Source organism: Streptomyces sp. NPDC030814 (genome assembly GCF_055572155.1).
In genome coordinates, this window is sequence record NZ_JBVIDX010000008.1 from 1 (window position 1) to 21184 (window position 21184).

At 69.0% G+C, this 21184-nt stretch carries 13 protein-coding genes and 2 pseudogenes; 2 read left to right on the top strand and 13 right to left on the bottom strand.

The features are described from left to right. Positions 1-4771, bottom strand: a 4771-nt coding sequence (locus ACZ43N_RS18535; protein WP_468098652.1) for a beta-ketoacyl synthase N-terminal-like domain-containing protein, incomplete at its 3' end; no start/stop codon positions are given. 392 nt (positions 4772-5163) lie between these two features. Here ACZ43N_RS18535 and ACZ43N_RS18540 point away from each other — a divergent pair. Beyond that, complete coding sequence (locus tag ACZ43N_RS18540; RefSeq protein WP_468098653.1) at positions 5164-5451, top strand: hypothetical protein; 288 nt, start codon at positions 5164-5166, stop codon at positions 5449-5451. Positions 5452-5555: 104 nt separating this feature from the next. Here the strand turns inward: ACZ43N_RS18540 and ACZ43N_RS18545 are convergent, their stop codons facing one another. The 12 genes and pseudogenes from ACZ43N_RS18545 to ACZ43N_RS18600 all read right to left on the bottom strand — a co-directional run bounded on the left by ACZ43N_RS18545 (position 5556) and on the right by ACZ43N_RS18600 (position 20078). Further along, positions 5556-6134, bottom strand: a complete 579-nt coding sequence (locus ACZ43N_RS18545; RefSeq protein WP_468098655.1) for a helix-turn-helix transcriptional regulator — start codon at positions 6132-6134, stop codon at positions 5556-5558. Between the two features lie 1481 nt (positions 6135-7615). Then, positions 7616-8237 (bottom strand): annotated as a pseudogene (locus tag ACZ43N_RS18550) (pirin family protein); the annotation flags it as partial. A 133-nt stretch (positions 8238-8370) separates the two neighbouring features. After that, positions 8371-9696, bottom strand: a complete 1326-nt coding sequence (locus tag ACZ43N_RS18555; protein ID WP_468098656.1) for a ricin-type beta-trefoil lectin domain protein — start codon at positions 9694-9696, stop codon at positions 8371-8373. Further along, positions 9693-12608 carry a glycosyl hydrolase family 95 catalytic domain-containing protein gene (locus ACZ43N_RS18560; protein ID WP_468098657.1) on the bottom strand — a complete coding sequence of 972 codons (2916 nt, stop codon included), beginning with the start codon at positions 12606-12608 and terminating at the stop codon, positions 9693-9695. The genes ACZ43N_RS18555 and ACZ43N_RS18560 overlap by 4 nt, the downstream gene beginning before the upstream one ends. A gap of 854 nt (positions 12609-13462) precedes the next feature. Further along, positions 13463-13711, bottom strand: a pseudogene (locus ACZ43N_RS18565) (non-reducing end alpha-L-arabinofuranosidase family hydrolase); the annotation flags it as partial. A 117-nt stretch (positions 13712-13828) separates the two neighbouring features. Beyond that, positions 13829-14161, bottom strand: coding sequence for an endo-1,4-beta-xylanase (locus ACZ43N_RS18570; RefSeq protein ID WP_468098658.1), 333 nt, complete (start codon positions 14159-14161; stop codon positions 13829-13831). A gap of 372 nt (positions 14162-14533) precedes the next feature. Continuing rightward, on the bottom strand, positions 14534-15433 hold the full coding sequence (locus ACZ43N_RS18575) for an RNA polymerase sigma factor (RefSeq protein WP_468098659.1): 900 nt from the start codon (positions 15431-15433) through the stop codon (positions 14534-14536). Between the two features lie 44 nt (positions 15434-15477). Continuing rightward, complete coding sequence (locus ACZ43N_RS18580; RefSeq protein WP_468098660.1) at positions 15478-15792, bottom strand: SDR family oxidoreductase; 315 nt, start codon at positions 15790-15792, stop codon at positions 15478-15480. Then, a complete protein-coding gene (locus ACZ43N_RS18585; RefSeq protein ID WP_468098661.1) occupies positions 15789-16991 on the bottom strand; it encodes a mandelate racemase/muconate lactonizing enzyme family protein in 1203 nt (400 codons plus the stop codon). Before ACZ43N_RS18585 ends, ACZ43N_RS18580 begins: the two co-directional genes overlap by 4 nt. A 3-nt stretch (positions 16992-16994) precedes the next feature. Beyond that, positions 16995-17822 (bottom strand): carbohydrate ABC transporter permease, encoded by an 828-nt coding sequence (locus ACZ43N_RS18590; RefSeq protein WP_468098663.1) that lies wholly within the window; start codon positions 17820-17822, stop codon positions 16995-16997. Continuing rightward, positions 17822-18622, bottom strand: a complete 801-nt coding sequence (locus ACZ43N_RS18595; protein ID WP_468099045.1) for a carbohydrate ABC transporter permease — start codon at positions 18620-18622, stop codon at positions 17822-17824. The genes ACZ43N_RS18590 and ACZ43N_RS18595 overlap by 1 nt, the downstream gene beginning before the upstream one ends. Before the next feature lie 184 nt (positions 18623-18806). Beyond that, complete coding sequence (locus tag ACZ43N_RS18600; protein ID WP_468098665.1) at positions 18807-20078, bottom strand: ABC transporter substrate-binding protein; 1272 nt, start codon at positions 20076-20078, stop codon at positions 18807-18809. 159 nt (positions 20079-20237) lie between these two features. On the opposite strand from ACZ43N_RS18600, the gene ACZ43N_RS18605 reads away from it, so the two are divergent. After that, on the top strand, positions 20238-21008 hold the full coding sequence (locus tag ACZ43N_RS18605) for a FadR/GntR family transcriptional regulator (RefSeq protein ID WP_468098666.1): 771 nt from the start codon (positions 20238-20240) through the stop codon (positions 21006-21008). Positions 21009-21184 lie beyond the last annotated feature (176 nt).

A 21184-nucleotide genomic window follows, 5' to 3' on the forward strand; every position in this document is an offset into this window, starting at 1 on the left:
ACGCCTCCATCGACGCCGCGAACACCGGCGAGGCATCCCACAACTCACGCCCCATACCAACCCACTGCGCACCCTGACCCGGGAACACGAACACCGTGCCGTCGCCAGTGCGAGCAGCCCGTCCCCTCACCACGCACGACGGCGTCACACCGTCGTCCGCCGCCAGCGCGCCGGTCCCAAGGACCAGATCGTCCTGTTCCACTCCCAGGACCACAGCCCGGTTCTCCAACGCCGTACGCGTCGCCGCCAACGACCACGCCACATCCACCGGCCGGACATCCCCACCGACCGACTCCACGAACGACGCAAGACGCCCCGCCTGACCCGCGAGCGCGTCCCCACCACGACCCGAGACGACCCACGGCAACACACCGCCCGCCACGAACACCGGCGCCACATCCTCATGCCCGGGCTCAGCCTCCGGCACCACCACCGCCGGAGCCTCCTCCAACACCACATGCGCGTTCGTCCCACTGATCCCGAACGACGACACACCGGCCCGGCGCGGACGCCCCTCGGCCCGCGGCCACTCCGCCGCCTCCGTCAGCAACGACACCGACCCCGCCGACCAGTCGACATGCGGAGTCGGCTCGTCGACATGCAGCGTCCGCGGAAGGACGCCGTGCTGCATGGCCAGCACCATCTTCATCACGCCGACCACACCCGCGGCGGCCTGGGTGTGACCGATGTTGGACTTCAACGAGCCCAGCCGCAGAGGGCGTTCCGGGTCCCGGTCCTGTCCGTAGGTGGCGAGGAGCGCCTGCGCCTCGATCGGGTCGCCCAGCGTCGTCCCCGTTCCGTGCGCCTCCACCGCGTCCACGAGATCAGCACTCAGCCGGGCGTTGGCCAACGCCGCCCGGATCACCCGCTCCTGCGAAGGACCGTTGGGCGCGGTCAGACCATTGCTCGCACCGTCCTGGTTGATCGCCGACCCACGCACCACAGCCAACACCGGATGACCATTGCGCCGCGCGTCCGACAGCCGCTCCAGCAACAGCACACCCACACCCTCGCCCCAGCCGGTGCCGTCCGCACCCGCCGCGAACGGCTTGCAACGACCGTCCGGCGCAAGACCCCGCTGCCTGCTGAACTCCACGAAAATGCCGGGCTCTGCCATCACGGTCGCGCCTCCGGCCAGCGCGAACGAGCACTCACCGGAGCGCAGCGCCTGGACCGCCAGATGCAGCGCGACCAGCGATGACGAGCACGCCGTGTCCACCGTCACCGCCTGTCCGCGCAGGCCGAGGACGTAGGCGATCCGACCGCTGGCCACGCTGCAGGAGGTACCGGTCAGGAGATAGCCGTCGACGGACTCGGGGGCTCGGTGCAGTCCGGGACCGTACTCCTGCTGCATGAGTCCGACGAACACTCCGCCGTCGCGCTCACGGACCGTCTCAGGGTCGATTCCCGCTCGTTCCAATGCCTCCCAGGAGGCTTCCAGCAGCAGCCGCTGCTGCGGGTCCATGGCGACGGCCTCACGCGGCGAGATACCGAAGAACCCGGGGTCGAAGTCACCGGCGTCGTAGAGGAACGACCCGGAGCGCGCGTAGGTGGTCCCGTGCTGCTCAGGGTCGGGGTCGTACAGTTCGCCCAGGTCCCATCCCCGGTCGGCAGGGAAACCGGAGATCGTGTCACCACCGGCGGCGAGCAGTTCCCACAGCTCTTCCGGTGTGCGGATGTCACCAGGCAGACGGCAGGCCATGGCCACGATGGCGATGGGGTCGTCGTCCAAGGCCGGCACAGAGTCCGCAACAGGCCGCGGAGCCGATTCGCCGCCTCCGTGGAACTGTTCGCCCACATGGCGGGCGAGTGCCTGAGGAGTGGGGTGATCGAAGAGCACAGAGGCCGGCAGGGAGAGTCCCGTGTCCGCCACCAGCCGGTTGCGCAGCTCGACCGAGGTCGCGGAGTCGAAGCCGAGCGCCTTGAAAGTAAGGGCCGAGTCGACCTCACCGGCGGTGGCATGCCCGAGCACGGCGGCAGCGTGGGCACGGATCCGCTGCAACCAGTCATTGGGGCGCCCGGGCAGAGGTACGACGTTTTCGTTCGACTCGCCAAGTTCCCCGTGAGTATGAGTGGGACGACGGGTTGTACCACCGTCGAACCAGTAGCGCCGGCGCTGGAAGGCGTAGGTCGGCAGCGGGATGGTGCGGGCGTCCTGGCCGGCCAGGACCGCCGTCCAGTCGACCGGAACACCCCGCACCCACGCCTCCGCCAGCGAGGTCAGGAAACGGTGAGCGTCACCCTTGTCACGGCGCAGAGTGCCCGTCACGACCGCGTCCGGGGCGGCCTCCTGGACCGCCATCCCCAGCACCGGATGCGAACTGACCTCGACGAACGCCCCATAGCCCTGCTCCACCAGGCCCTTGACCGCGTCCGCGAAACGCACCCGCTGACGCAGATTCCGATACCAGTACCCCCCATCCAGACGCACCGTGTCCACGAACCCGGCCTCGGTCGTCGAGAAGAACGGCACCTCACCCGACCGCGGAACCACCGGCCCCAGAACCCGCGCCAACTCGTCCTCGATCGCCTCCACATGCCAGGTGTGCGAGGCGTAGTCCACCGGAACACGACGCGCCCGGATACCGCTGTCCTCGCAGTGCGCCACCAGCTCATCCAGCGCATCCGCGTCCCCGGCCACCACCACCGAACCCGGACCATTCACCGCAGCAACATCAACCCGACCCACCCACTCCCCGAGCAGCTCCTCAACCTCGGCGAGCGCCAGCGGCACCGAGACCATGCCGCCACGTCCGGCGATCGCCCTGATCGCCCGCGAACGCAACGCCACCACCCGCGCCCCGTCCTCCAACGACAGACCACCCGCCACCACCGCCGCAGCGATCTCCCCCTGCGAATGACCCACCACCACCGACGGCACCACACCACACGCACGCCACACCGCCGCCAACGACACCATCACCGCCCACGACACCGGCTGCACCACATCCACCTCAGCCAGCTCAGAACCACCCCGCACGACATCGCTCAACGACCACCCCACAAACGGAGCGAGCGCCGCCTCACACGCCTCCATCGACGCCGCGAACACCGGCGAGGCATCCCACAACTCACGCCCCATACCAACCCACTGCGCACCCTGACCCGGGAACACGAACACCACCCGGTCAGCCCCGACCGCCACCGAACCCCGCACCACACCGGAACCGGCCACCTCACCAGCGGCCACCACACCCAGCCCGGCAACAAGCTCGCCCGACTCACCACCCAGCACCACGGCCCGGTTCTCGAACGCCGTACGCGTCGCCGCCAACGACCACGCCACATCCACCGGCCGGACATCCCCACCGACCACGGTCAGACGACCGGCCTGACCCGCAAGCGCGTCCCCACCACGACCCGAGACCACCCACGGCACCACACCACCCGCCACGAACACCGGCGCCACATCCTCATGCCCGGACTCAGCCCCCGGCACCACCACCGCCGGAGCCTCCTCCACCACCACATGCGCGTTCGTGCCGCCCATCCCGAAGGCACTCACTCCTGCGATGAGGGGCAGGTCGGGGCGGGGCCACGGGCCGGTGCTGTCCTGAACGCGGAGCCGGAGAGCGTCGAGAGGGATGTTCGGGTTGGGTGTCCGGTAGTTCAGGCTGGGCGGAAGTTCGCGGTGCTGAAGTGCCAGTACGGTCTTGACCAGGCCGGCGATTCCGGCCGCGCCCTCGAGGTGGCCGACGTTCGTCTTCAGGGAGCCCACGCGCAGGGGCTCGTCGGAGGGCCGCCCCTCGCCGAGTGCCGCGCCGAGGGCGGCCGCCTCGACAGGGTCTCCGACCGGCGTCCCGGTGCCGTGGAGTTCAACGTACTGGATGTCGTACGCGGCCGTCCCTGCGTTGCGCAGGGCTCGACGGATGACGTCTTCCTGGGCTCGCGCGTCGGGAGCGGTGAGCGTGTCACCACCGCCGTCGTTGTTGACGGCGCTGCCGCGGATGACGGCGCGGATGGGGTCGCCGTCGGCGAGGGCCCGGTCGAGTGGCTTCAGTACGACGAGACCGCCGCCCTCGCCCCGGACGAACCCGTTGGCGCGGGCGTCGAAGGTGTAGCAACGGCCGTCGGGCGAGAGGGCGCCGAAGCGGTGAGGGTAGAGACTGCTCTCCGGGGCGAGTTGCAGGTTGACGCCGCCCGCGATGGCGATGTCGCTGTCACCGCTGCGCAGGCTTTCGCAGGCGAGGTGGACGGCCACGAGCGAGGACGACTGCGCCGAATCGAGTGTGAGACTGGGGCCGCGCAGGCCGAAGAGGTAGGAGAGCCGGTTGGCGACGAGGGCGCGGTGCGTGCCGGTGAAGGACTGGTGGGTGACCGCTTCGGGTCCGAGCGCGTGGAGCAGGGTGGCGTAGTCGTCGTGTGCTGCCCCGATGAACACGCCCGCGCTGGTGGAGCGGGCTTGTTCGGGCAGGATGCGGGCATCCTCCAGGGCTTCCCAGGCGAGTTCGAGGACGAGGCGCTGCTGGGGGTCCGTGGCGTCCGCCTCGCGTGGCGAGAGACCGAAGAAACCGGCGTCGAAGCAGTCGACCTCGTCGAGGAACCCGCCCCAGCGAGGTACGCCGTCCCCGGACGCGTCCTCGGTGGAGGCAGCGGCAAGGAGCGGGCGATCGGCGGGAGTCGGATGCACGGCGCTGTCGCCGTCGCGCAGCAGGCGCCACAAGCCGTCGGGGGAGGACGCGCCCGGCAGTCGGCAGGCCAGGCCGACGATGGCGATGGGCCGCTGGGGCGCGGCGTTGAGCCCGTACCGTGTGCGTTCTGACTCGCTCATTCCACTCCACCAGCTTGTTGGCCCAGCACGTGTGGACCGCAGTCGACGGGTACGGCATGCGTACGGCGCACGGCGTAGCCGGCGGCCCGCGCCGGCCGGTCAGGGGTCGGACGGCGGATCACGGAGCGCCGGGTTACTCACGCTAGGGGCGCATGGACTAGGGCGGCCCCTAGATTCATGCCCGACCGCGGGATGCGAGGGCCGCGCAGGGGCGGTGTGTTTCGGGAAACGCCCAGACATGGGCGGGGGTACGGCCTCCGGTGTTGCGCGCACCGGGGTTCTCCCCTCTGAATGGGCAGCACCGCCCGCAAGGGGGCGGCGGCGATGTGTCCGGTCTCGGGTCGGCGTACGCGACGGATCTTCGGCCGGTCCGGAGGAGGCGGAGGGATTTCATGACGAACGCGGAACTCGCGGACCTGCGTGACGCCCTGGTCAGGCTGCGTGGCAGCCTGGATTCGCTGCGGCTGGCGAACGGTGATTCACCGTACGTCCGCAGACTGATGAACGATCTCGACCGGTTCCAGCTGGACATGGAGGATGTCACCGGGGCCGGGGTTCGGTCGTCGGTGCTGCACGGGAGCAGGCGTGGGCGGGAGGTCGTGCAGATCAGCGACGGCCCGTATGTGCATATGGCGTGGCAGGACGCCGACGACGAGGGTGTCGGCGGTCACCGCCGCTGAGTGGGGCGGGCGCGCCGTCGGTGACCTCACCGGGGCCGCGGGCGCCAGGCTCCGGACTCCCCAGGCGGGCCTGGGGATCCGGTGGCGGCACGCGGCGCCGGGGGTCACTTCACGTAGTCGGGCACGACACGGGGCGGCCAACTACCGACCGTGAGGACGCCCGTGGAGTAGGCGCGGGAGACGAGCGCGGCGCGGTTGGGTGCCTTGAAACGGCGCAGCATCAGACCGACGTGGTACTCCACGCCCTGTCGGCTGAGGTAGAGGCGCGAGGCGAGCTGGATGGTCGAGGCGCCGGTGGCGACGCCCTCCAGGATGCAGGCGTCCAGGGCGGTGAGCACCGGCGTCGGTTTGGCGGGTCGCTCCGCGGCCTCGGCCGGCTCGTCCTCCGGACTCATCAGGACGACGACACCTGACAGGTCGTCCCCCTCTCCCTTGACGGCTATGCCGGTGATCTCCGCGGAGAAGACCCGGTCGTGCCCGCGCATGGCGACCACGCGCTCGACGAAGCGGCTGCCGTGGCCGTTCGAGAGGCGGGTGAAGTGCTTGGGCAGGACGTTGCGTGCGCTCGGGTGCAGGACGTCGTAGATGCTGCGTCCGCAGATCTCCGTGGAGGGCCGGGCGACGTGCCGGAAGAAGTCGGCGTTCGCCGCTTCGATCTTGAGGCCGGCGTCCAGACTCGCCATGCCGGTGACGTGAGGCGGGGCACTGTGCCGCCGGTCTCCTCCGCGTGTATTGCGCGATGCTTCGGGAAGGCCACTGACCATTGCCGACCTGTCGGCGTAGGGGAGCATGGAATTCCTCTCCTGAACGTCAACGGGAAATGCTTTTTAACAGCGGAAGGCAGAGCAGAAAGCCGCTGCGACGAATTTTCCATTCTTTTTCTGCACCGCTGCCGGTGACATTAGGTCGACCGTGTGTAAGGAGTCAACGATGGTCGGGGGCGACGGCGAAATACTGCGGTGCCCCCGTACGGCGGGTTCGGTCATCGCGCGTAGCTTCGTTCGGTGGACCGGTTCGGTACGGTCAAGCCCGCACCGCACGGGCGCAGCATGCACACCCGCAGCCCGTGTTGCGCGGGTGTGGCGGGGATGTGTCACGGACGGAAAGGGTGCGCCTGACGCAACACTGCCGTCTGCACTTTCAGCCGAAGAGTGGACAAGCGTAACGTGACCGCCCACATGCGACGACGTCGACCTGCGCCGGCCTCCGACGGCGAAGATAACGACCTGGTAACGACAAGACGCATATGGTTTGATGGCAAAGCATCGGGGAACCGCATCGCCCCACACGGGTCGGGGGCGGGGCTTCCACCCGACTCCAACGCCATTCCGGAAAACAGGAGACGCACGCTGCGTCAGCTCGTGCGAGGCGGCAACAAACACCACTGCGGGGACAAACACGGAGCAGACGAGTACGTCTTCGGTATCACCGTCACGGACCCCTGAAAATGTCTTTTACACGCACGCCTGCGCCCGGTTGACGCCCGGTCGGGCCGGCCAGGGTTGGGCGAACCGCTCCGTACGGACACCTGGGGCCGGGCAGTGAGTGAGGTTCGGACATCGACCGAGCGCAGGCCCTGCAGCACGACGAGACGGCCACGCGTGAGCTTCGCGGGCTGAGACTCGCCTCTTGACGACCCCAGCACACCCGAGCGACCCGGCGAGAAGATCGCCTCAGAGGGCATCTCAAGGACCCTGCCGCGTCTACGAGCACACCGCCCCGGCGCGGCAACCTCGATACGACCGACTCCTCACCACGCCGGGCATCGGCCTCGGACATCAGGTTGCGGGCGACCGCGACCGCGTTGATCGCTGCCGGCGGCGTGGGGACGCTGTCCTTCCGCAACGGCTGACTCGACCGACAGCCTGGCGGCCACCGGCCCCGAGACCACCGGACCTGCGAACATCCAGGCACGCACCGAAACCGGGAGGGGATCCCCGCACGCCGACCTGACGACGCGTCATCCAACGGCCAACTCGGCGCGGGGCGGGAAAGAGTTCTGCCGTGCCGCCCACGGACTGTCACACCGTGGGATCACCCAACCGCACCGCCTTGAGCCAACCGGACTGTTCGGACGCCTTCCGACAGACATCCGGAGGAGGGCAGGAATGACGACCCGACCGCCTTCCGCCGACGACCACCGACGCACGGGCGTTCCCGCGGGTCAGCGCACCCTTCCCCGCGCATTCAACGGCACCGGCGGCAGTTCCGGCGCGGGCAGTGGAGCCCCGTCGTAGCCCTTCACCTCCCCGAACCGGGAGCCCTCCATCCAGTCCCGGCGAGCCTGTTCGATCTCCTCCCGAGTTCGCCCGATCCGGTTCCAGAACATGATCAGCTCCTCCTCGAAGGGCTCGCCGCCGAGGAGCATGAGGGACGCGTCGGGGTCGGCGCGGAGGGGGAGTTCGGTGCCGCCGCAGCCGCCAGCCGAGGTAGAGCAGGGAGCCGCAGACGACGGGCACCCCGTCGACGTGGGCCTCGCCCGACATGGAGAGGACCGCGTACTCGAAGTCGGGTTCGGGGGGAGGCGGAGGTCGGCGCCCCGGGTGAGGGTGAGGTCGGCGCCGACGATCGGCGTGAACGTGGTGCCGGGTGACGTGGCGCCGTCGAGCGAGGCCCAGGGTGAGCGTGGCGCTCGGGCCGGGCGCGGTGACGACCGGCAGTTCGGCGTGGTGCTCGAAGCGCGGGTCGGCGTGCCGGTGCCCGTCCAGCAGGGCGACCCACAGCTGGGCACCGTGCAGGATGCGGGCGTGTGGCCCGGGGCTCTCCTCCGAGTGGCTGATTCGACGGCACCCGCCACCCCCACGACATCTCCGCCGGCACCGGACCGGGCTCCCGCGACGACCGCCATCCCCGGCGAAAGGCCGGGCCCACTGGAGATGAAGGCGGCCGCGACCACTGCGGCCGCCTTCACACCTCCGCTTACGCTCGGGCCCAGCGTTGGTTGACACCGGTGTGGCAGCTCCACACGATCACCGCAGCGCCGTTGGCGGTGCTGCCGCCGTTGACGTCCAGGCAGAGTCCGGTCTGGACGTTGCTGACGGTTCCGTCGAGGTTCACATTCCATTGCTGGTTCGCGCCGCCGGTGCAGTCCCAGATCCGTGCTCGGGCGCCGGAGGCGGCGTTGCTCGGCACATCCAGGCATCTGCCCATCACCCGCAGGGTCTGTCCGGTCCGGGTGAAATGCTGGTTGGTGCCGGTGTGGCAGTCCCAGATGATCATCTGGGCGCCGTTGAACGAGTCGGCACCGCTGACGTCCAGGCATCGGTCCGCGGACTGGCTCCGCAGCCGGAATGTGCTCGGGTCGGGCGGGGTGGGAGTCGGGTCCGGGACAGCACCCGTGAAGAAGCTCCAGACTTCTTGCTTGACCCAGCTCCTGGCGCCGCTCTCACAGCCGGCGCACCCGTCCACGGGGCCTTGCTGGTGACCTCCGTCGAACGCGGCCCAGACGACCGGATACCCCTCTCGGCAGCCCGAGTAGGCGGTGGTGATGTGGGTGCGGCTGCCCGGCGCGGGCTCCGACGGGTTCTGGGGAGTACAGCCGTTGTTCCTGACGAACCTGTCCCGCATCCCGCGTCCGGCGCCGATGTTGTCATTGATGCCGTGGATTCCCATGTACGCGAAGGGCTGGGTGCCCCCGCTGCACCCGCTGATCCCCCCAGGCGCGGCAATCGCGGCGACCGCACGGAAAACGTTCGGCCTGGCACATGCGAGTGCGTAACTCATGGCTCCGCCGTAGCTGAACCCGAGGGCGAAGCGCTGCGCGGTGTCGACACAGAGGTCGTTGTCGATACGCCTGATCATGTCGTCGACGAAGGTCACGTCCTCGCCGCCGGAGTTGCCCCAGCCGTTGTTGATGCCCTGCGGAGCAACGAAGATCGCGCTGTTGTTCGCCAGTCGTCGGAGTCCGTAGTGGGCATAGACATCGCCATCGCTTCCGCCGCCGGCGACTTGCCCGGCGGTGCCACCCAACCAGTGGAATCCGAAGATTAATCGATGTTGGCGGGTGTTGTCGTAGTTCTCAGGGATGCTCAGGATGAAGGAGCGATTCTTACCGCTGCTCTGAATCGTGTGCGTACCGTTCGTCAGTGTGGGGGCACGTCCGCATCCGGCAGTCCCCGCAAGTGTCGCCCGGGCGGTGGGCGACGTGCTGGCCGCAGCACTGACTCCTGCCATGCCGGCCATGGCAAGAACGAGCAATGCCGCTACCACTGCTCGTCCAAAGAACCATCTATGGATCGACATCATGCGACTCCCTCGCTGCTCGGTGACATGGCTCTCGCTGGTTGGTCGCGCCGCAGTTCGCCCTGGATGCGGTGGAGCTGGAATCGCTGGTTGGTGCTGCCAGTGGCTGCCCACTGGGAGATGCGGGCTCCGTCGGCGGTGGAGGACTCCCACACGTCCAGGGCGAGGCCGCTGTGCCGGTTGACCAGACTGATCACGCCATCGCCGTGGTCGACCAACCGCCACTGCTGGCCGGCGGCGTCGGTATCCGGCTGCTGGGTGACGTCGGCGCCGCTGCTGCTACTGGCGACGTGCAGGACCAGACCACTGTGCCCAACCCGGATCTTGTAGTGCCCGTCGTCGGAGGGCAGGAACTCGAAGTGCTGGTTGGCACCGGCACTGATCTGCCACTGGATCAGCCGCGCACCGGCAGCCGTGGAGGCGCCGTTGATGTCGGCAGCCTTGCCACTGTGCTGGGCCACCAGCCGGTAGGCCACGCCGGCCTCCACGGGCCCCGACCTGCGTGCGGACGCACGGTAGGTGTGGCCGGCCTGGCCGGTGAACTCGATGAGATCGACCTCGAGCCGCTTCGGCTGGACCGGCTCGCCGCTCGAGTCGTCCTTCAGCGTGAAGTCGCCGGCGAATATCCGACTGCGCACCCGGACGGCACCGTTTCGGTCGGGTGTGACAACCAACTCGATCCGGCCGCTGCTCCACTCGGCGCCGACGGTGTATCCACCGCGGCCGCGCAGTCCGCTCACGCGCCCGGTGGGCCAGGCGGCCGGCAGCGCCGGCAGCACGTGCAGTTCGCCGTTGTGGCTCTGCAACAGCATCTCCGCGATACCCGAGGTGGCGCCGAAGTTGCCGTCGATCTGGAACGGTGGGTGCAGGTCGAACATGTTGGGCGCGAGCCGGTCCGTGCGCACCAGGTCCCGGATCAGCTTGTGGGCCCGGGCGCCGTCCTCCAACCTGGCCCAGAAGTTGATCTTCCATGCGAGTGACCATCCCGTCCCGTCGTCACCGCGCAGCTCCAGCGTCCGCCGCGCGGCCTCGTGCAACTGGGGTGTCCCGCGCTTGGTGATCTGGTTGCTCGGATGCAGACCGTACAGGTGGGAGACGTGCCGGTGAGTCCGCTCGGTCTCCACCCAGTCGGCGAGCCACTCCTGGACATTGCCCCTGGAGCCGACCCGCATCGGCGCCAGCCGGTCCCGGGCCGCCACTGCCTTGGCGCGGAAGGCGGCGTCCACACCGAGGATTTCGCCGGCGCGGGCGACGCTGTTGAACAGGTCGCGCAGGATCTGGTTGTCCATGGTGGGCCCCGCGCAGACGGTGGCGTTCGCATGGTGAGGGAGCTCAGGAGAGTTCGACGGGTTGGTGACCAGGTGTCCGAGCGTCGGGTGGGCGACCAGGGTGTCGAGGAAGAACTGGGCGGCGCCCTTCAGGGCCGGGTAGTTCGAGCGGAGGAAGTCGAGGTCACCGGTGAACAGGTAGTGGTCCCAGATCAGGGTGGCCAGCCACGCGCCACCGGTCTGCCACATCCCCCACTGCGCTCCGTCGACGACCGAGGCGCCCCGCCACGCGTCGGTGTTGTGATGGGTCACCCAGCCGCCGGCGCCGTACTGCGCCTGGGCCACCCGGGCGCCGGTCACGGTCAGGTCGTTGATCATGTCGAAGACCGGGAGGAAGCACTCGGACAGGTTCGTCGTATCGGCGGGCCAGTAGTTCATCGGCAGGTTGGCGTTGATGGTGAACTTCGAGTCCCAGGACGGAGCCATCTGGTCGTTCCAGATGCCCTGCAGGTTCGCCGGCTGGCTGCCCGGTCGCGAGGATGAGATGAGCAGATACCGGCCGAACTGGAACAACAGGGCGGAAAACTGCGGATCGTTCACTTGCGCGTGCTGTGCGATCCGCACGTCGGTCGGCTGGTCGGCCGCCGTCGTACGTCCCAGATCGACCGACACCCGGTTGAACAATGCCCGATAGTCGGCGAGATGCCGGCTGCGCAGTTCACCGATATCGACCTTGCGGGCAGCGTTGAGGCGGCTTCGCGCGATCCCCTGGTAGTCGCCGTCGACGTTCCGGAAGTTGATGTAGCTGGAGCCGATCGACACCAGCACCGTCACGCTGGTGGCACCGGAGACCCGCAGCGTGCCGCCCGAGCTGCTGACCGTGCCGCCCGTCACGGCGGCGTTGGCCAGGGCGAGGAACCGGACCCGCCCGGCGATGCCCTCCATGGTGCCGGAGGTGCCGTCGAGGGCGATCGTGGCCCCGTCCGGGCTGGACGTCGCAGTCCGTTGTGGACTGTCGAATGTGGCGGTGAAGGCGATGGAGTTGGCCCGGTCGGCCGTCAGCCGGACCACGATCACCTGGTCAGGTGCGCTGGCGAACACCTCACGCTGGTACCGCACCCCGTTCAGCACGTAGGTCGTGGTGGCCGTGGCGGTGGTGAGGTCGAGCGTCCGGTTGTACTGCGACGCACCGGTAGCGCTGCCGAAGGAGAGCCGAAGGTTTCCGACCGGCTGGTAGGCCAGCTGTCCGGCCGGACTGCCCAGCATCGTCTGATTGATCAGGTCCTGCGCCGGCCCCCACTGATCCGCAAAGACTCGCCGCCGGATCTCCGCGATGTTGGCCGCGCCGCGGGTGTTGGCGGAGTCGTACGGACCGCCGGCCCAGACGGTGTCCTCGTTGAGCTGCAGGCGTTCGGTGTCGACGTTGCCGAACACCATCGCGCCGAGGCGCCCGTTGCCGATCGGCAGTGCCCGCAGCCAGTCCGTGCCGGCCGGCTTGTCATACCAAAGGGAGAGGTCGTCGGCGGCCAGCACCTTTGGCGGCGGGGCCGAGCCGGCCCTGGCAGTGGCAGTCCACCCACCCGGCACGATCCCTGCTCCGGCCGCCGCCCCGGCGGCGAGAAACCGTCTGCGTGTCACCTCGGACATGTCGTTCTCCCTTCACGGACTGGAGCAGGTCACTGACTTCGGTGATGACAAACCGCCGGTGCGAAACCGACGGCCGTACGCCGTCTTCTCCGACGAGCCGCAGGCCGGCCACCGGCTGCGAGATCTGCCCGTCGCAGCCGATCGCGTTCAACGCCCGGAAGCAGTCCTCCCGGGGCACGTCGCCGTGGCCGGTGGAGCCGAAGTCCCAGCCGCGCCGCGGGTCGACCCCGGGGCAGATCGGAACGGTCCCCGACGGACAGCGCGGCGAGCAGGACGGCCCGCGCCGCGTCGTCGGCCGTCCAGCCGGGGGCATCCGGTGGCTCGGCTCTGCCGCACCGACGCCCGGCGGCGGCGAACAGGTCAGCGCCCCCCGACGGTCGCTCCGCGACCCGCCCGCTCCACTCGTCCGCGACCCGCCCGCTCGCGTCGTCCGTGCCGGTCGGCCTCACGGCCTCGCATCCCCCGCAGACACGCAAGGCCGTGCAGTCGCGCCGACCTCTGTCCGTGTCCGCGCCGTCGACGGGCATGGCCGCGCCTTCCCGGTTGGCGGTGTGGTCACGTCTGCGGTGTGCAGGATCGGTCGAAGTCGGCCGTCTGCGGCAGCCGGCCGAGCCGGCGCGGAGTTTGCCCTCTCCGCGCCGGCCCCCTCCCAGATCGCTCACGTAGCGGGCACGTCAGCGTCATGCCCCCCGACGTGGCGCCTGGAAAGCCTCGCTCCCCGGCTTCGCCCGGATCTCCGGTCAGCAGGTGGAGTCGGTCTGGGTGAGCAGCCCCACCCGCCACGGCAGGGACACGCAGCCGCCGTCGGCGTTCGGGTCCATGCCCTGGCACAGGAACTGCCACGTACACGGGCTTCAACGGCAGGGTCTGGTCGTCACCGCCCCGGCCAACTCCCCGTGGTTGAAGTCCTGAGCCCACGCCGGGCCCGAGCACGTCACGTTGTTGGAGCAGGCGAACGGGCTCGACTCCGTCGCCAGGTGTGGCGTCCACGAACCGCCGAGGCTGCCCGAGGTGAACGACCGGTACCAGCGGCGACCATCCGAGCCGATCGCCTCCTGCACCAGCAGGTACCGCTCCTGGCCCTGGATCCTGTGCACCGCCCCGCCTTCGAACCACCTGCGTCACGTGGTTGATGGCGGCGTTGCGCAGATCGCCGTCGGACAGGCCCCGCGCCCGGCCGAGCTGCTGGGCGTGCCGGAGCAGCGTGTGGCCGCACACGCTCATGCCGTTGGCCCGGGCATGCCGATGCGGTCTCCGCCGCTGTGGTGGACGACACCCCGCTGCGGCTCGGTGGCGTCCCACTTCATCTCGTTCTCGGCGACGACGCTGTTGAAATCGTGGTTGAGAACCGACATGCAGGTGCTGTCGGAGCACTTGTACGTTCCGACCGCGGCGCCACAGCGGCGGCCCTTCTCCGCCGCCGAGGCGCCCCATGTGGACGCCGCGAGTGCACGAATTCGTTCATCGTCGGCACCTTTCGAAGTCGGAGGCACCTCACTGTGCTGGCGCCAGCAATCCGTGGATTCCTTTTGGCTTCCGCTTTCACAGGTCATGAATGCGGAACGTTGCGCGTCGACGACTAGAAGATTGACAGATTGTCATGGTCCATTCAAGAGGGAGCCGTCGATATATGTGGGCCTGATCCGTCGTGCGACCGACCGGAGAAGCGAGACTATTGACGGCCACGCCTCATAACCTTTTCAGGCGGCGAATCGGAGTGACAGGCGCGTGTAAATCGCGGCAGTTTTCGTTATCGGCGGCCGGCTTGAACAGTCGCAGTCGCCATAGTGCCGAGAAGCACTGCGCCGTCGCCGAACGCGAAGACGTGGGTTTCGACTCTCGCGTCCCTCGGACGAGTTTGCCGGGCAACCCGGCCTTGAACGCGGCAACCGGCTCGGAGCCCGCCTCGGCCGACTCGGCTCCCGTCACGACGGCATTCTCGGCCGCCCCGGCGAGCGCCTGTTTGTCGAGCACCATGGCCGACCACGCCAGCGGGAGGGGAGCAGCGCCAAGTCGACGCTCAGCCGCTCCAGGGGTACCAGTTCGTCGGCGGCCCGGCCGCACTCCGCGCAGGATCGGGTGTGCCGGGTGATGCGCTTACGCCACAGTGTGCTCGGTACTCCGTCCCAGCCCCCCAGCGCGGCGGTCAGCTGTGGGCACCGAGGGCTGGCTTCCAGCGCGGCGACGAGTGACCGGCTCAGCTCCAGCTGGTTGCGCATCCGCTGGACGCGCACACCCGCGTGAGCCACGCTCGTTCCCAGCGCCGCCGCGAGCTCCGCCCTCGTCAGCCGGCCCGCGGTCTCCAGCCACCACAGCGACAGCAGTGCCCGGGCGTCCGGGTCGAGCCATCGGCTGGCGCGTACGGTCTTTCGGCGATGACCTGACAGCTCGACGTGAATCAGGGCCAGGTTCTCGGCGTCGGCGTCCGGCGGATCCGTCATCTCGTCCAGGGGGGCGGTCCGTTCGGCGTCCGCCTGCCGCCGGTGCAGATGGGTGCTGATCTGTCGTGTCGCGATGGTGGCCAGCCAGGGCCGGAAGCACACCGGGGCGCGCAACGTGCGCAGCTCGGGAAGGGCCCGCAGCATCGTCTCCTGCACCACGTCGTCGACGTCCGCGAGCTCACCCAGCGCCCTGCGCACGATCGCGTACACCAGCGGCAGGTACGTCGCGGCCAGGTCGTCGAGCGCTCGTGGATCGCCGGCCTGTGCGGCGACGACCAGGCTCGTCTCGTCGGCTCGGCCGGCTCGCGTCACGAGCCCGTACACGTTGCCTCGGGCAAGGCCGCCCCAGGTGCCGCGCACGTCGCCGCCCTCGGGTTCACGCATACGATCGACTCGGGCGCGGCTGGCTGGTAATGCTGGACGGCCCATCATCGCCCCAGCCATCCGTCATCGACGACAACGATGCCGTGGACACAGTCCGACGCCGGGGAGGCGAGGAACACCGCGGCGCCGGCGAGATCGTCGGCGCGTCTCCCGTGGCCGGCCGGGATCCGGCCGGGGATCACCTGGTTGCGCTGGGGGTCCGCGCGTAACACCTCGGTGTTGTCGGTGGCGATGTAGCCCGGTGCGATGGTGTTGACGTCGGCGCCGCACTCGCCCCGCTCCTTCACCAGGGCCGACGCCCCGGCGACCCGGCTCCCGATCTCGAGGGTGCGGACCCCGCGGTGGACAACCGCCTTCATCGATCCTCCATCCCCATGGTGTCCAATGTCCCTTCCGCGGTGGATCGGCATGGTCCAGGGGTGACCGCGAGCAGCCGCCGGCCGGCCTGCTCCGGCCGTATGTGCGGTCCCTCGGGTGCGTGTGCCGTTCGCTGACGGGCCGCGGTCATCTCCGTTTCGTCGATCCGGATGCCCAGGCCCGGCGTGTCGCCGAGCACAAAGGCGCCGTCCTCGACGTGCAGGTCCATCGCGACGCCGATCGGCGGCTGCAGGCCCTGCAGTTCGCTGACGAGGTGGTTGGGCACCGACGTCGCGGCGTGCAGCAGCGCGACAGGCGTGTTGCCGATCGGGCTGACCGGCAGGTCATAGGCGTGCGCCAGCGCGGCGACGCGCAGGAAGTGGGTGACTCCCCAGACCGCGGCCGTCTGGACGATGTCGACGCCGCCCGCCGCGATCAGCGGGCGGAACTGCTCGAGGCCGGTGAGGTTCTCCCCACTGGCGACCGCCGTCCGTACGCCACGGCTGACAGCGGCCAGGCCGTCGGCGTCCCAGCGCCGGACCGGCTCCTCGATCCAGGTCAGGTCGAGTGTGCGTTCCAGTTCACCGACGTGGCGTACCGCCTGCTTGCGGCTCCAGGACTCGTTCGCATCCAGCATGAGCCCTGGCCGGGTCCCGTGCGCGGCCTCGGTCAACACCTCGCGTACGAGCAGCAGCCGGTGCCGGTCACGCTCGATGTCCAGGCCTCCCTTGAGCTTCGCCGCCCTCAGGCCGCGTTCGGCATAGACCTGGTAGGTAGCGACGAGTTCGTCGTCGGTGAGGCCGATGTCCAGGCCGGAGGCGTAGGCGTGGACCATGCGGTCGTTGCCGCCGAGCAACCGCCACAGCGGCTCACCCACGGCCTGTGCCTTGATGTCCCACAACGCCGTGTCGAACGCACCGATCGTGCCGAACACCACGCCGGCGTGCCCGGCTTTGAAGGTGTGCCGCAGCATGCGGTCGTAGAGAGCAGTCACCGCGCGCGGGTCCTGCCCGTCGATGGCGGCGAAAATCACCTCGGCTTCCACGTGCGGTCCCAGGCCGACTCCGGTGATCCCCTCATCGGTCTCGACGATGACGACCGGCACGGGCACCAGGCCGTCGGCGTAGACGCCGTTGGCGTCACCGACAGGACGGCCCCACTCCTGCGCCGTGGTCAGGGTTCTGTACCCGGTGATGCGCATGCGTCAGCCTTTCGTGGCGCCGGCCGTCACGCCGTCGGCGATCTGGCGCTGCAGGAACAGGTAGGTCACCAACACGGGTAGCCCGGCGATCAGGACACCGGCTGCGAAGGTGGGGATGTCGGCTGAGTACTGGCCGCGCAGTGAGGTGATGCCCACCATCAGGGTGCGATGGTCGGCCGACGGCATCATCAGCAGTGAGATGAGCACGTCGTTCCAGCAGAACAGCGCGTCGAGGATGCCCACCGACAGCAGTGCCGGAGCACCCATCGGCAGCATGATGCGCCGGTAGACGCCGTACAGGGTGTTTCCGTCGATGCGTGCGGCGTCGACGAGCTCGCTGGGCACCGCTCGGTAGTAGCTCGTCATCAAGAAGACGGTGAACGGCAGGAACTGCGCGACGTAGGCGAGGATCAGCCCCGGATAGGTGTCGATGAGACCGCCGTCGGCCATGATCCTGGCCAGCGGCACCATGATCACCTGGAACGGGATGAACAGTGCCGCGAGGCAGACCAGAGCCAGCGCGGACGAGCCACGGAACCGCATCTGGGCCAGCGCGAACCCGGCCATGGACCCGATGAGCAGCAACAGCGCCACGGCGCAGGCCACCACCAGCACGGAGTTGAGGAAGTACCGCCCCATGCCGACGCTGTTCCACGCGGTGCCGAGGTTGTCCCACTGGAGCGTGCTTGCCAGGGAGAACCGGTCGAGGATGTACTCCCGGCGGGTCTTCATCGCGACGTTGGCGGTGAACAGCAGCGGGTAGACCGTCGCCAGGGCGAGGAGCACCATCGGCACGGCGACCAGCCATCTGCTCGGCCCCAGGCGGGACATCAGTCCTCCCTCCCTGCCCGGCGCAGCAGGCCGACCTGCAGCAGGCCCACGACCAGCATGATGAGGAAGAGGACTGTGGACGCGGCCGATGCGAGCGCCGGGCGGCTCATCTGCCCCTGTTGGACCCAGATGTAGTACTCCGGCAGGTAGGTGGACCCTTCCGGGCCGCCACTGGTCATGACGTAGAGCAGTCCGAACATCGAGGTCAGCATCCCGATCATCGTGGTGACGACGACGAACTGGATGGTGCGGGACAGCCCCGGGATGATGACGTGCCAGATCATCCGCGCGAGCGAGGCGCCGTCGACCCGGGCGGCGTCCAGGAGTGCGGAGTCCAGGGTCGAGAACCCGGCCAGGAACACCACCAGCGCCATCCCTGACGTCGCCCAGATGTGCACGCCGACGACGGCGAAGATGGCTACGTCGGGATCGCCCAGCCAGTCCACCGGGCCGACCCCTGAGCCGCCGAGTACTGCGTTCAGCGGACCGTCGACGGCCAGGAGCAGGTTGAAGATCGCGCCGACGATCACCGGTGAGAGCACAGCCGGGAAGAAGTAGACGCTCCGGAAGAACGGGTGTCCTGGCACCCTCAGGTGGATGAAGGTGGCGAGCAGTCCCGGGATCGCGACCGCGACCGGCAGCAGCAGCACCAGCAGTCCGACGTTGCTCAACGCGGTGCGGAACAGCGGGTCGTCGATGAGCTCCGCGTAGTTGTCGAGCCCCACCGTGGCGCCGTTGCGTTCGCCGTCACCGGTGAAGGAGAAGCTGACACCCAATCCCAGTGGCCACAGCCGGAGCACCACGATGACCAGGGCAGCGGGAGCGACCAGGACGTAGGGGGCGAAGCGTTCGGCGCGCCGGCCGTTTCGGACTCGCGGAGATTTCGACGCAGGGCCGCGGCCACCTGCCGCCCCACCTGCTGGCGCCCCGTCGGTCCGTCCTCCTTGAGCAGCGCGGACCGACGCATCCATGGGTGACATGGCCTCAGCCCGCCTGCTCGGACGCCGACAGCTGCTTGACCGCCGCGTCGACCGTGACCGATCCGCTCAGCAGTTGCTGAGACAGCCGCCCCATCAGGTCCACGGTCCTGGACGGCAGGGCCACGTGCAGGGCGGGCTTGCCACGGTCGATCTCGGACACGATGGTGGCGACGGCTGGGCCACCGCTCGAGACGTCCACGGTGCGGTCGGCCGCGATGGCTCCCGCGTCGGCGTAGAACGACTTCAGTGCGTCGGTCGACGTCAGGGAGCGCACCAGGTCGGCGGCGACCTCGGGGTCCTTGGTCCACTTCGCGACGGCGTAGCCGATGCCGCCGTCGTAGGGCAGGCTCGGTGTGGCGCCGGCCGTGACGACCGGCGACTTCATGACGCCGACATCGCCGGCGTCGAGGAACTCGGCGAAGTCCTTCCAGTGCCCGATGTCCGACATCAACCCGATGACGTGGGCGGACTTCTTGGACTGGAACACCGCGAACGCGTCGTTGAACATCGCCGTCGAGTTCGCCCCGTCGTTGTTCAGGCCTTTGTCGTTGGCCTCCTTCCAGAGCGAGAAGACCCGCTTGACCGCCGGCGAGGACCAGTCTCGTCTGCCGGCGATCCAGTCGTCGTACTCCGTGGGCGACAGGATGCCCGAGCCGAACGCGGACAGGAAGAACTGGATACCGATGCCTTCCTTGTTGCCCTGGGCGAAGCACCTGGCACCGGTCGCCTCGGTGATGGTCCGGCAGTTGGCGACGAACTCGTCCCAGCCGGTGGCCGGCCGCTCCGGGTCCAGCCCTGCCTTCCGGTAGAGCGACTTGTTGTAGTAGATCGGGTGACCCTGCAATGTCACCGGAGCGGCGTAGGTCTTGCTGTCCTTGGTGAAGGCCTCCCACCCGGCCAGCCGCTTCCTGTCGTCACGGACGTACTCGTCCAACGGCAGAAGGGAGTCCGCGCGGTCACGGATCTGCCCGCCGCCGTTGAAGAGCATGACGTCCGGCCCCTTGCCGGCCTGGATGGCGGCTCCGAGCAGGGTGTAGTACTGATCGAACGGTTGCGCGACGAATTCGACCGTCACGTCGGGATGCTGCTTGGCGAAGTCGGCCTTGGCCTTCTTGACGTACGAGGACGCTGTGGCGTCGCCGGACTTCCAGTCCCAGACGACGAGCTTGCCCTTCGAACCACCGGACGCCGAATCCGGGTCGGAGGCGCTTCCGCAGCCGGCTAAGACGACGAGCCCGGCAACCAGGATCGCCGACCACGGTGTTCGCTGCTTCATTGCTGCCCCACTCTCCTGAGGAGGCCGGCTGTCCGGCGATTGAGGTTGAGGAGGAACGCAACTCGTATGACGTATGTAACTCGTATGACGTATGACGTCAACAGGGATGCCGTATAGTAGGCGAGCATCCGTGGTATGGCACGGGTCCTGGGGGGTGTCATGACGGCAGTACCGCAGTCATCCGCAGAGGCCTCCGAGGCCCCCGCCTGGAGCCGGCGCCCGGCGAACCTCGCCGCCGCGGTCACCGCCGAACTGGTGGATCGGATCGTCCGTGGAGTCCATCCGTCCGGTTCGCCGCTACCGCCCGAGCCCGTGCTCTGCGCGACCTTCTCGGTCAGCCGCACCGTGGTCCGCGAGGCGGTGAAGATACTTCAGGAGAAGGGGCTGGTGCAGGTCCGCCAGGGCGCCGGCACGATGGTCACCCCGCCGGCGATGTGGAACATGCTTGACGAGCTGGTCCTCGGCGCGACCATCGCCGAGGACGAGAGCCTGGCCATCCTCGATCACCTCGTCGCGACCCGCCGCGTGCTGGAGTCCGACATGGCCAACGTCGCCGCCCGCCTGGCGGACGCCGAGGTGATCGACCAACTGCGCGGTCTGGTGGAGCGGATGGATGAGCTCGTCGACGACCCCGCTTCCTACCACGAACAGGACCGTGCGTTCCACGACACCGTCATGCAGGCGTCGGGGAACCGCATCGGACGTGCCGTGGTCCGTTCGCTGGAGCGCCAGGTCATCGACTCCGCCCGTTACGTGGGGCGAACCGGCCGCGCCTTCTGCGTCGCGTCCAACAACGGCCATCGGCGCATCTACGAGCGGATCGCCGGGCACGACCCCAAGGGTGCGGCCGAGGCGATGTTCACCCACATCACCGAGGCGTGGGTGGTGCGCCGCAGCGGGCCGGGCGAGCCGACCCGGCTGCGGCGTTAGAGGTCCTTTCACTATGCCCGCCCGGGTCGGACACTCCTGGTGAAAGGACCCCCTGGAGGCGACTGACCCGCCGGCGGGATCGGCAGGGCAGGATCAAGCTGGTGGCCGAAGGGGCCCGGGCCTTGACACACTCCGCTGAACGACCGGAAAGAGCCGGAGTCACCGGCACCGCGTCC